10 protein-coding genes are annotated in these 12,165 nt (G+C 69.1%); 1 reads left to right on the top strand and 9 read right to left on the bottom strand.

What is annotated here, in order from left to right:
• Positions 1-19: 19 nt before the first annotated feature.
• The 4 genes from EDM04_RS03775 to EDM04_RS03760 all read right to left on the bottom strand — a co-directional run bounded on the left by EDM04_RS03775 (position 20) and on the right by EDM04_RS03760 (position 5,491).
• Positions 20-709: a V-type ATP synthase subunit D gene (locus EDM04_RS03775; RefSeq protein WP_123619823.1), complete on the bottom strand. Its 690-nt coding sequence runs from the start codon at positions 707-709 to the stop codon at positions 20-22.
• Positions 710-834: 125 nt separating this feature from the next.
• Positions 835-2,511, bottom strand: coding sequence for a helix-turn-helix domain-containing protein (locus tag EDM04_RS03770; RefSeq protein ID WP_123619822.1), 1,677 nt, complete (start codon positions 2,509-2,511; stop codon positions 835-837).
• A gap of 221 nt (positions 2,512-2,732) precedes the next feature.
• A complete protein-coding gene (locus EDM04_RS03765; protein ID WP_123619821.1) occupies positions 2,733-3,464 on the bottom strand; it encodes a hypothetical protein in 732 nt (243 codons plus the stop codon).
• The gene (locus EDM04_RS03760) at positions 3,461-5,491 is read right to left on the bottom strand and encodes a hypothetical protein (RefSeq protein ID WP_123619820.1); all 2,031 of its coding nucleotides are present in this window, start codon (positions 5,489-5,491) and stop codon (positions 3,461-3,463) included. The genes EDM04_RS03765 and EDM04_RS03760 overlap by 4 nt, the downstream gene beginning before the upstream one ends.
• Before the next feature lie 178 nt (positions 5,492-5,669).
• On the opposite strand from EDM04_RS03760, the gene EDM04_RS03755 reads away from it, so the two are divergent.
• Entirely contained in the window at positions 5,670-6,905 is a 1,236-nt protein-coding gene (locus EDM04_RS03755; protein WP_123619819.1) for a hypothetical protein, read from the top strand.
• Positions 6,906-7,000: 95 nt separating this feature from the next.
• Here the strand turns inward: EDM04_RS03755 and EDM04_RS03750 are convergent, their stop codons facing one another.
• The 5 genes from EDM04_RS03750 to EDM04_RS03730 are packed head-to-tail and all read right to left on the bottom strand — an operon-like array spanning position 7,001 to position 12,151.
• A complete protein-coding gene (locus tag EDM04_RS03750) occupies positions 7,001-8,422 on the bottom strand; it encodes a V-type ATP synthase subunit B (RefSeq protein ID WP_123619818.1) in 1,422 nt (473 codons plus the stop codon).
• Between the two features lies 1 nt (position 8,423).
• Positions 8,424-10,202 (bottom strand): ATP synthase subunit A, encoded by a 1,779-nt coding sequence (locus tag EDM04_RS03745; protein WP_123619817.1) that lies wholly within the window; start codon positions 10,200-10,202, stop codon positions 8,424-8,426.
• A gap of 1 nt (position 10,203) precedes the next feature.
• The gene (locus EDM04_RS03740) at positions 10,204-10,533 is read right to left on the bottom strand and encodes a V-type ATP synthase subunit F (RefSeq protein WP_008848854.1); all 330 of its coding nucleotides are present in this window, start codon (positions 10,531-10,533) and stop codon (positions 10,204-10,206) included.
• Complete coding sequence (locus EDM04_RS03735; protein WP_123619816.1) at positions 10,530-11,576, bottom strand: V-type ATP synthase subunit C; 1,047 nt, start codon at positions 11,574-11,576, stop codon at positions 10,530-10,532. Before EDM04_RS03735 ends, EDM04_RS03740 begins: the two co-directional genes overlap by 4 nt.
• Positions 11,573-12,151, bottom strand: coding sequence for a V-type ATP synthase subunit E (locus EDM04_RS03730; protein WP_123619815.1), 579 nt, complete (start codon positions 12,149-12,151; stop codon positions 11,573-11,575). The genes EDM04_RS03735 and EDM04_RS03730 overlap by 4 nt, the downstream gene beginning before the upstream one ends.
• Positions 12,152-12,165 lie beyond the last annotated feature (14 nt).

Genomic DNA, 12,165 nt, shown 5'->3' with positions numbered 1-12,165 from the left:
AAACGGGCGTTCTGGGACGTCAGTCCGCGGGCTCCGGCTCCTCGGTTGCGGCGGCCTCGGCGGCGGCTTCCTCCTCCGCCTCTTCTTCCTCCTTTTTCGCCTTGATCTTCTTCATGCGGAAGATCTCCTCGCGCTCCTGCTCTTCGAGCTTCTGCTCGATGTACTCCTGGTTCTCGTACAGGGTCGGGAGGAGCGTGAACTCCAGCGCGTTCACGCGGCGCTTGGTCGTCTCGATCTCCGTGAGCATCTTCTTCATCGCCGTCTCGACCTCTGCGGCGAGGATGATCTTCTCTAGTAGCTCCTCGTAGGCGTCCGCGGCCTCGTCGATGCGCGCCGAGGAACCGAGCAGGCCGTACCCTCGCTCGTCGAGGCTCTTCCGGACCTTCGAGGACTCGATCTGCGGGACCACGACGCCCATGATGTTCTTCGACTGGGTCGTGATCTCGGGGTGCTCTTTCAGCGCCGCGGCCGCGCCGCGGACGGCGACGTCGCCCTCCATCGCCCGGGCCATGTCGATCTTGCGCTGGGCCGTCTCGTAGTTCTCGGAGACGTCCGAGCGGACGTCCTGCGCCTGATCGAGGATGTCCATGAACTCCATGATGAGGCCGTCACGCTTCTGTTCGAGCGTGTCGTGACCGCGCTCGGAGAGCTCGATGCGGTCCTCGATCGCCATCAGGTTCTTGCGAGTCGGTTTGACGTCCTTGGCCATCTATTGGAAGGAGGTAACGAACCGAGCCTGTTAACCTTTTATTGTTTGTCGACGGACTCCGCCGCTCGTCCGTCTCTCGTCCGTCAGGCGCGGGCCGCCTGCCGTGCGACCGTCGGGCGTCGAGTTCACAGTCCGTCTCGGCGCTCGACGATCGCCGCCGCGATCTTACGCTGTGCCGCCCGCAGGTGCTGGTGGAACGTCGACCGGCTGACGCCCATCGAGTCGGCGATCTCCTCTCCGTTCGTCTCGTGTGGCCACTCGAAGTACCCGCTCGTGTGCGCGCGGATCAGCGCGGCCCGCTGCCGCTCCGTCAGCCGCGACTCGATCTCGGCGACGAACCCGCCGGGGGTCCGGCGCGTCTCCTCCCGCCGGCGGTAGCTGCGGAGGTCCGCGTTCGGCAGCCGTTCCATCGCGTCGGCCGCGAGCGAACGCGCCAGGGCCTCGCGGCCGACTTCGACCGTCGCGACCGCGACGCCCGCCTCGACCGCCCAGCCGCACACCTCGCCGCTGTACTCCCTGCACAGTTCCTCTAACTCCGTCTCGTCCACGGACAGCTCGACCACAGGGACCTCGGTCTCCGCGGCGAGGACCGCGTGGACGGTGACGCCGGCCGCCTCTGCGGCCGCGCGGACGCGCTCGGCACCGACGTCCGTCGCCCCGTCGAGCTCGAACAGCAGCGATCGCTCGCCGCGGTCGCCAACGGTACCCACGTGCCGGAGCGAGCAGGACAGCGCTTCCGCGAACGAGCCGAGCGGGTGACCACCGAGCGTCAGCTCGAACTCGACGAGGCCCTCGCCGCGGAGTGTCCGCTGGCTCTCGAGCGCGTTGATGCCGATCGCGACGGTCCGTCCGAGCGCCGTCAACACGTCGCGTTCGTGTCGCCGGAACTCCTCGGTCTGCGCGTAGACGGCGATAACGCCGTAGGTCGCCTCGCCGAAGTAGAGCGGCACGCCGGCGACCGCCGCCGCTTCGGTCGGCTCGTCCGGCACGATCGGTTCGAGCCGCACGCGCCGGTCGTCGACCGCCGCCGCGACGACAGGGGCCGCCGACCGACCTGTGTCGTCCGCGGTTTCCACGGTGACCGCTTCGATGTCCGGTCCGACCTCACCCGCCGTCGCCTTCGGGTCGACCGTTTCGGTCGCCGGGTCGTACGTCCCGATCCACGCGCCGGTGTACGTGTCAGCGACGCTCCGCACGACTTCCCGTCGGAGCTCCTCCCGCGACGACGCCAGCGCCACGGCCTCGGTGACGTCGGCGACGACGCCGTCCAGCCGCTCCAGCAGACGCTCCTGCGCGATCCGCTCGCGTTCGATCCGCGCCGCCCGGTCCGCGACGGCCTGTTCGGCCCGCTTGCGACGCGTGACGTCCTGTTGAAAGCCGACGTAGTACGTGACCTCGCCCGCGTCGTTCCGAAGCGGCGCGAGGGTCACCTCGTTCCAGAACAGCTCGCCGCTCCGCCGGTAGTTACGCAGCTCGACTGTCGTTGACTCACCGGCCTCGATGGCGGCGCGCATTCGGGTCACCGGCTTCTCCCGGGTCGCCTCGCCCTGCAGGAACCGACAGTTGCGACCGACCGCGTACGAGGTCGAGTACCCGGTTACCCGCTCGAACGCGGCGTTGACGTACACCAGCGGCATGTCCGGCTGCGTCGCGTCCGCGACCGTGATCCCGACGGGCGCCTCGTCCATCGTGCGGGTCTTCAGCGCCTCGTCGACGGCCTCGGTGCTCGCCGACGTCACCGCTCCGGACGCGCGCGCCGACCCCTCGGACCCCGTGGCTGTCGGGAACTCCGGCCGTGTCATAGTCACACACAGTGTCGGACGACCAAAACGTGCGGGGTCGAACGAACGAAAAAAGGCGAGGGATCGAGTGCCTCTGACAGCGGCGGGCGATCGCTCCCGACGGTCGGCGTCGAGATGGCGGTCCCCCGTTCGGGTCCGGTGGGGGCGGCGGGGTCGTGACCCGGTGGGACCCGTTGCGATCCGTGGGGACAGATCCGCGCGATTCGTACAGCCGACTCCAGCTACGTCCGTCGCCAGCCGGCATATCCGAGGAGGCCGACCGCTAGGAGGGCCAGCGTTGGAGCCAGCGGAGTCGGCAGCGAGCCGTCGGTGACGCCTCCGGACTCCGCGGGCGCGAGCGTGGCAGAGAACCCGGACAGATCCGTGCCGGGACTCCACTCGGCGCTCGCGGCGCCAGTCTCGTCCGGCGAGGCCGTTGCGTCCGCCTCGACCGTCGCGTCGGCCAGCGCGTACCCGTCGGGTGCGACGAGTACGAACGGGCGGTCCGGCCGGAACGCGCTCTCGAACGGCTCGCTCACGACCAGCCGGTCGCCGTCGACCGCGGCGAGGTTCGACCACGAGGCCGAGAGGCGAACGACGCCGGTCCCGTCCGTCGACTCGACCTCGGTCCGCACGTCGGAGACGCTCATCTCTCGTCCCGTCTGGGTCGCGGTCCGCTCGGCGATCCGCGTCATGCGGTCGTCGAACCGGGCCGTGACGTTCTCGGGGCGCTCCCGCAACTCCTCGAACGCCGCCTCGTCGTCGGCGTCAGCGAGGTCGTACGTTAACACGAGCGCGACCGTCGCGTCGCCGTCCGCGTCGAGCGCGACGACGAACGACGACCCCTCCTCGACCGCCGGCTCCGTCTCCGGACCGTCGAGCGCCGCGACCCCCGGTGCGAGGAACGCACCGATCACTGCGACCGACGCGACAGCGGCGGCGACGGTGACTATCCGACCGCGGGAACGGATCACTCGTCGTCCTCCTCGTCATCGTCGTCATCGTCGTCGTCATCGTCGTCGTCATCGTCAGCATCGTCGTCGTCGGCGTCGTCGGCGTCATCGTCATCATCGCCGTCATCGTCAACATCGTCGTCAGCGTCGTCAGCGTCGTCGGCATCGTCAGCGTCATCGGCGTCGTCGGCGTCGTCGCCCGCATCGAACTCGATCTCGAGTTCGCCGTCGCGGTCGCCGTCTTCGACCTCGATCTCGGCCTCGTCGTTGTCGCCGGGCAGCGTCACCGCGATCCGCCCGTCCGCGTCGGTCGTTCCGACGGACTCGCCTTCGACCTCGACGCTCGCGCCCTCGACGGGCTCAGCGTCGGCGTCGGTCACTTCGACCGTCACCGTCGCACCGGGAGCGGGGTCGCCGGAGACGACGGCGACGGAGAGTTCCCCGTCGTCGACATCGTCAGCGTCGTCCTCGGCGTCGCGGTCGTCCGCATCACGCTCGTCGGCGTCCGCGTCGGTGAGCGTGAGGGCTCCGTCCGATCCGACCTCGAACTCGAGTTCGACCTCGAACGCCCCCTTCACCACGGTGACCTCCAGCTCGTCGTCGATGTCGGGCGCGGCGAAGGACATCGAACCGTCCGCGTCGGTCGTCCCCACGCGCTCGCCTTCGGCGTAGACGGTCGCGTCGGAGACGCCCTCGCCGTCGTAGGTCACCGAGACCGTGACGGTCCCGTTGTCGATCGAGCCGTCCGCGGAGAGCCGCTCGTCGAGATCGTCGTCCTCGTCACGGTCGTCGTCCGCGCCGAGCGCGATCTCCAGTTCGCCCTCGCGGTCGCCGTCTTCGACCTCGATGTCGACCTCGTCGTCGTCGGGCAGCGTCACCGCGATCTGCCCGTCCGCGTCGGTCGTCCCGGCGTCCTGGTCGTCCAGTTCGACCGTCGCATTCTCGACGGGCTCGCCGGCGGCGGTCACGCGGAGCGTCACCGTCGCACCCGGCTCGGCCGTGCCGTCGACGATCGAGATCGAGAGGGGAGTCTCGTCGCCGTCGTCGCCCTCGTCGTCCCGCTCACGCGGTTCGAGCTCCTCCTCGAACTCGAACACCTCGCCGGTCTGGCCGTCGACGCTCACCTCTGCCTCGCCGGTCGTCTCCGGGCCGAAGAAGGCGAACTCGAACTCGTAGTAGCCGTCGTCCCCGTCGCGGTCGGCGGACCGAAGCGTCCACTCGCCGTCGCCGTCGGCCGACAGCTGCTCCGTGGCGGCCGTGAGCGCCTCGCTCTGGCTCACCTCGAAGGTGCCGTTTCCGGGCTGTTCGCGCTCGATCTCGCGAGATCGTTCGCCGTCGTCGCTCTCGACCTCGATGGAGACGCCCCCGTCGACGTCCAGCGAGAACTCGCCGGCGCGCTCGCCGGTGTACTGCGCGAGCAGTGCGCTCGCGCCGGTTCCCGTCACGCGAGTGAGTCGCTCTCTGGCGTCCGCGTTCGCGCTCCGATCGTAGCCGGCCGCCCGGAGCTCGATCCCGGAGGTGTCGTCGGCGCCGTCCGCGACCCGCTCGAAGCCCCGATCGACCGTCCGGGCCTGCCCGGCGAGGACGGCGAGCCGCTGTGCGAACTCGCCGCGGGCCATCTCGCCGTCCTCGTAGGCGACGCGGGCCTCGCGCTGATCGGTGACGACCTCGTCGGCGCGCTCGCGGAGCGCCGCGGACCGCTCCGCGAGGACCTCCGCGCGCTCGGACTCGTTCGCGTTCTCAAGCGCCGCGTCGAGCGACGAGGCCTCCACGTCGCTCGACACCTCGTCGTCGGTGACGGAGATGATCGTCGCGAGCTGCTGTCCGACAGTCGCTCGTGAGGTGTTCCCGTCGTCTTCGCTCTCGTTCGCGTTTCCGTCGTCCGCCTGTGCCGAGACGGTCGACGCGTCGAGGCGCTCGGCCGCACCGTCGGGCGAGCCGATATCCGCCGCGTCGGCGGCGCCGGTCGCGCCGAGCGCGCCGCCCGGCACGGAGCCCGCGATGAGCCCCAGCGCCAGGAGGACCGTCAGGATTCGTGTGCCGTACATGACGGATACGCCGACGAGCGCCACCCCCATATACCGGGCCGACCGTGGCGATCGGTTGCGCGCGGTTTCGCCGTGTTCCGCCTCGATGACCGATCGTTGCACCGATTTGCATCGCGTTTCTCGGCGCCGCTGCGAGACGATCTGTGGGTTTAAGCGGACGGCCGAGAACCGTACACCAATGAGACGACGCGGTCGGACGACCGGCTCGATCGCCGCCCTCCTCCTCGCCGTCGCCTGCTGTCTGGCGGCCGTCGGGTTCGCCGCTCCCGCGGGCGCGCAGTCCGCCGCGGTCCCGCAGACGGACGACCAGCCCGCCCCGGACAACACGATCACGCGGATCGATCTGGCTGCCGACGGATCGGCGACGTGGGAGATCACCCTCCGGACCCGCCTCGAAAACGACTCCGACGTCGCGGAGTACGAGCGGTTCCAAGATCGGTTCCGATCGAACACCAGTCGCTACCTCGACCCCTTCTCCGAGCGGATGTCCGGCGTCGTTTCGTCCGCGAACGACTCGTCGGACCGCGAGATGCGCGCGATCGACTTCCAGGCGGAGACCGGGATCCAAGAGGTCCCCCGCCGCTGGGGCGTCGTCACGTTCCGGTTCACGTGGACCGGCTTCGCCGCGGTCGACGGCGACGCGGTGGTCGCCGGCGACGTTTTCGCCGGCGGATTCTTCATCGACGACGACGACGCGCTGGCCCTCTCGGCGCCGGACGGGTACGCGATCGAGTCGGTCGCTCCGGAACCCGACGACGCCGGCGACGGCACGGTCGAGTGGCGCGGTCGCGAGGACTTCGCCGAGGACCAGCCGAGCGTCCGCGCCGCGCCGACGGCGACGGGAGGTGGCAGCGACGCCGGCACCGACGGCGCGGACACGGGTTCTGACTCGGGCGGCGCCGGAAACGCGGTCCTCCTCGCCGCTCTCGCGCTCGCCCTCGTCACGGCGGCCGCGCTCGTCGCGTACGGCGTGCGGACCGGTCGGCTCGGGGCCGACGACGCGGAGGCCGATCACGGGAGGAGCCCCGACGCCGCAGGCCGCAACGGCGACACTGAGAACGGCGGCGGAGCCGGGTCGGACGCCGGCGTGGCGGCGGCGAACGGGAAGGACTCGCGAGCCGCTCCCGTCACCCGAGCCGGCCACGAAGCCGCCGCCGAACCCGGCTCTCCCGACGAGCCCGACGCGATCGACCCCGGCCTCCTCACCGACGAAGACCGAGTCAGGCGCGCCCTCCGCGAACGCGACGGCCGGATGAAACAGTCTGCGATCGTCGACGAACTCGGCTGGTCGAAGTCGAAGACCTCGCGCGTGCTCTCGCGGATGGCCGACGCCGACGAGGTCGAGAAGCTCCGGATCGGTCGCGAGAACGTGATCGATCTCGCCGACGGCGACGACTCGGTCGACGAGGTGTGAGCGGCGAGGCGGGAAGCGAGCCGTGAGCGACGCAGTCGCTCGGCGCGACCGCTCGCGGTGGTGGTGTGCGAAGAGTAGTAGAGGGAGAAGCCGGATCAGTCGGCCGCTTCGACAACTTCGCGCTCGGAGTCGTCCTCGCGGTAGTACTCCTCGATGAACTCCTCGTCGATCCGGTTGAGGGCGTCCTTCGGGAGCATCGAGAGCAGGTCCCAGCCGATCTCGAGCGTCTCCTCGATGTCGCGGTTCTGGTCGAAGCCCTGGTCGACGAACTCCGACTCGAAGGCGTCCGCGAAGTCGAGGTACTTGTTGTCGAGCTCCGACAGCGCCTCGCGACCGACGATGTTCACGAGGTCGCGCAGGTCCTCGCCCTCCGCGTACGCCGCGAACATCTGGTCTTTCACGTCGGCGTGGTCCTCTCGGGTGAGGCCCTCGCCGATCCCGTCGTCCATCAGCCGCGACAGGCTGGGGAGGACGTTGATCGGCGGCTGCAGGCCCTGACTGTTCAGGTCGGGGTCGACGTAGATCTGTCCCTCCGTGATGTACCCGGTCAGGTCCGGGATCGGGTGGGTGTCGTCGTCGCCCGGCATCGTGAGGATCGGGATCTGGGTGACCGACCCCTCACGACCCTGGATCCGCCCGGCGCGCTCGTACAGCTGCGCCAGGTCGGTGTACATGTATCCGGGGTAGCCGCGTCGCCCCGGGACCTCCTCGCGGGCCGCCCCGATCTCACGGAGCGCCTCGCAGTAGTTGGTCATGTCCGTCAGGATGACGAGGACGTGGTAGTCCTTCTCGAAGGCGAGGTACTCGGCCGTAGTGAGCACCATCCGCGGGGTGACCGTCCGCTCGACGGCGGGGTCGTCCGCGAGGTTCATGAAGACGACGGAGCGCTCCAGCGCGCCGGTGCGCTCGAAGTCCTCCATGAACTCGTTTGCCTCCTCCTGGGTGATCCCCATCGCGCCGAAGATGACGGCGAACTCGGAGCCCTCCTCGTCGTCGCCCTCCTCTTCCTCAGGCACGCTGGCCTGCCGGGCGATCTGCATCGCCAGTTCGCTGTGCGGCTGGCCGGAGCTGGAGAAGATCGGCAGCTTCTGGCCGCGGACGAGCGTGTTCATCCCGTCGATGGCGGAGACGCCCGTCTCGATGAACTCCTCGGGGTACTCCCGGGAGTACGGGTTGATCGCCGCGCCGACGATGTCCTGTCGCTCCTCGGGGACGATCTCCGGGCCGTCGTCGATCGGGCGGCCGGAGCCGTCGAGCACCCGCCCGAGGAGGTCCTCGGTGACGGGCATCTTCATCGTCTCGCCCAGGAAGCGGACGGACGCGTTCTGGTCGATACCGGAGGTGCCCTCGAACACCTGGATGGCGACGACGCCCTCCGAGGATTCGAGCACCTGTCCGCGCAGCGTCTCCCCCTGTGCCGTCTCGATCTCGACGATCTCGTCGTAGCCGATGGCCTCGTCGACCTCGGCGTACACGAGGGGACCGCTGATCTCGGTGATGGTCTGATACTCTTTCATGTTAGTAGAGGCTCCGGAGTTCCTCGGCGATGTCCGCTTTGAGCTCCTCGACGTACTCCTCGTAGTCCTCCTGGACGCCGATCCGGTTGATCCGGGGGGCGGCCTCCGTGTCGACGATCTCCTCGACGGGCACGCCCGCTTCGAGCGCGTCGAACGCCTCGTCGTTGAACGTCTCGATCGTCGTCAGCATGAGGTACGTCTTCTCCGGCGGACAGTACGTGTCCACCGGGTGGAACGCGTTCTGCTGGAGGTACGCCTCGCGCAGGTAGCGGGCGACCTCGAGGGTGAGCTGCTGGTCGTCGGGGAGGGCGTCCTTCCCGACGAGCTGGACGATCTCCTGTAGCTCGGTCTCCTCGTCGAGCACGTCGACCGCCCACTGGCGCTTCTCGGACCAGTCGTCGGCGACCTCGTCTTCGAACCACGGGTCGAGCTGATCCTTGTACAGCGAGTACGACTCGTTCCAGTTGATCGACGGGAAGTGGCGGCGCTCCGCCAGGTCCGCGTCGAGCGCCCAGAACGTCTTCACGATTCGCAGCGTGTTCTGGGTGACCGGCTCGGAGAAGTCGCCGCCGGGCGGCGACACCGCGCCGATCGCCGAGACGGATCCCTCCGTCCCGTTGACGTTCTCGAAGTAGCCGGCGCGCTCGTAGAACTGCGCGAGCCGGGCGGCGAGGTACGCGGGGTACCCCTCCTCGCCGGGCATCTCCTCCAGCCGGGAGGAGATCTCGCGCATGGCCTCCGCCCACCGCGAGGTGGAGTCGGCCATCAGCGCCACGTCGTACCCCATGTCGCGGTAGTACTCGGCGATCGTGATCCCCGTGTAAATGCAGGACTCACGCGCCGCGACGGGCATGTTCGAGGTGTTCGCGATGAGCGAGGTCCGGGCCATCAGCGGGTTGCCGTTGGCCGGGTCCTCCAGCTCGGGGAAGTCCTCGATGACCTCGGTCATCTCGTTGCCGCGCTCGCCGCAGCCGACGTAGACGATGATGTCCGCGTCGGCGTACTTCGCGAGCTGGTGCTGGGTGACCGTCTTCCCGGAGCCGAACGGCCCGGGAATCGCGGCCGTCCCGCCCTTCGCGATGGGGAACAGGCCGTCGAGGATGCGCTGGCCGGACACCAGCGGCGTCCGGGGCGTCTTCTTGTTCGCGGAGGGGCGCGCCTCGCGGACGGGCCACTCCTGGTGCATCGAGACCTCAGTCCCGTTGGCGAGCTCGGCCACCGTCTCGGTGACGTCGAACGAGCCCGCCTCGATCGCGGTGACCTCGGTGGTCTCGTCCTCTTCGAGGGCGTCCGGCGGCACCATCACCTTGTGGTCGATGGTGACCGTCTCCTCGACGACGCCGACCACGTCGCCGCGGCCGACCTCGTCGCCGACCTCGACGGCGGGCTCGAACTCCCACTCCTTCTCGAGGTCGATACCGGGCGCGTCGACCCCGCGGTCGAGGTACGGACTGCCCATCTTGCCCTCCAGCACGTCCAGGGGGCGCTGTACGCCGTCGTAGATGGCGTCCAGCATGCCCGGACCAAGGTCGACCGACAGCGGCTCGCCCGTGTTCTCGACGGGTTCACCGGGGGCGACCCCGGAGGTCTCCTCGTACACCTGAATGGTCGTGATGTCGCCTTCGATCTCGATCACTTCCCCCATGAGGCCTTCGTCGCCGACGTAGACGACGTCGTTCATGCGGGCGTCGAGATCGCGGGCGCTCACGACCGGACCGCTCACGCTTTGGATAACACCGTCTTCGCTCGGGGTGGTCTCCGTGGATTCTGCTTTGCTCATATTAGTCGTCCTCCTCCATCAGGTCGATCCCGATGGCTCGTTTGATCTGGTCGCGCAGCCCGCCGCTGCCGGCGCCGGACCCGCCGAGCGTCACGAGCACGGGCTCGATGCTCCCCTCCACCGACTCGCGGGTCCCCCGCGAGAGGTGGTCGAGGTCGTCGTCGTGCATCACGATGATGCCGGTGTCCTCGTCGCCGAGGGTCCGTTCGACGGCGTCGTCGAGCCGCTCGTCCTTCTCGTCGTCCGGTACGTTCTCGAACTTCCGCACGCCGGCGAGCCTGAATCCGGTCGTGAACTCGGGGCTCCCGACGACGGCGATCTCCTGGCTCATGTTATCACCAGCTCCGATTCGATCTCCTCGGCCGACAGCCCGGCCTCCTTCCCGCGGGCGATCGCCCGGATGTTCTCCACTTCCCGCTCCTTCGCGAGGATGTAGGAGATGATCGGCGTCACCGACACCGGGTGGATCGTGCCGAGCCGGTCGCCGTACGCCAGCAGGGCGGCGTCGGTCGCGTGCTCGAACGCGATGAGGCTGTCCGCCTCCTCGAGCTCGCGCAGCGCGGGGCCGAGCTCCTCGCCGTACTGGCTGTCGGCGATGTACTCCACGAGCTCGTCGAGGTTCCGCGCCAGCCGCGCGAGCGACCCGCGGGTGAACAGCTCGCCGCCCTCGATGAAGTACGCCGCGGGGTCGATGTCCGCGCCCGACCGGGCGAGCCGGAGGGCGTTGATCGCGTTCCGGAAGTCGACCTCCGCCCTGAGGAACGCCTCGTACTGGCGGGTCGGCTCGTCGTTGCCGAGCCCCGACAGGAGCCGCTCGTAGAACGCGCGGTCGACGGCGTTCTCGAGGGGCACCAGGACGCCCGTCTCCTCGTACTCGGCGTACGCCTCTCGCAGCGGCTCCCCGTAGATGGTGTCTTCGAGGACCTCGATCACGGCGTCGATCGAGTCGGCCTCCAGCAGCCGCCGGATCCGCCGGTCGTCGAACTCGCCGGCGCGGATCAGGTCGACCTCGATGGCCGACTGGTCCGCGCCCGTGTAGACGCCGCGGATAACCGTCTTCACGTTCCAGGCGTCGAACTTCCGGAGGTATCGGGCGATCAGGTCGTACAGCTCGCCCTCGCTCCAGTCGAGGATGTCGTCGAACTGCTCGGCGAGATTTCGGTTCAACGCGTACTCGATCAGGTCCACGCCGCCGTGGCGGCTCCCGAGCGCGTTGATCTCCTCCCCGTAGCTCGACTCCTCCATGAACCGGGCGATCTCCGCCGGCCCCATCCGGGTCAGCTTTCGGTACTCCTCGTCCCCGTAGAGGCTGCCGCGGCGGGCACGAACCCGCGCGACGACGTACTCTGGGTTCGAGCTCCCGACGGCGCTCATTGGTCGAACAGTCGCTCCGAGATGTTCTTCAACTCGTCGTCCCAGACGGACTCCAGGATCGAGTCGAACGTGTTGTTCACGCGAACGCGAGAGGTGTCGCTCTCCGCGACGACGCCGCCGAGGCAGTCGACTTCGCCGTCGACCGCGGCGTTGCGGCCGTCGACGAGCTCCTCGACGAGCTCGACGTCCTCGGCACGGGCGTAGACGGCGACGTCCTCGTCGTCGTCGAACTCCGCGAGCGTCGCGTCGAGCAGCGTCTCGGTCAGCTCGCGGCGCCGGTCGCCGTCGAGCCCTTCGATGGCGGCCTCGACGTCGTCGTAGACGTCTTCCAAGACGTCGCGACGGGCGCCGAGCCGCTCCTGTTTGGCCTCGAGTTTGGCCGAGGAGAGCGTCTGCTCGCGCTCCTGATCGATCTGTCGATCGACCGCTGCGAGCCGCTCCTCGCGGATGCGCTCGGCATCGGCCTCCGCCTCGGCGACGATCTCGTCCGCCTCGGACTCCGCCGCCTCACGGATTTCCTCTGCACGCGCGCGGGCTTCGTCTCGAACGTCCTCAACGACAGTGTCCAAACTCATTGGTGTGGAAAGGG

The organism is Halorubrum sp. CSM-61 (assembly GCF_003781945.1).
In the GTDB taxonomy this organism is placed as follows: domain Archaea; phylum Halobacteriota; class Halobacteria; order Halobacteriales; family Haloferacaceae; genus Halorubrum.
Note: the sequence above shows the minus strand (reverse complement) of the source record. Positions and strands in the feature narration are given on the sequence as shown.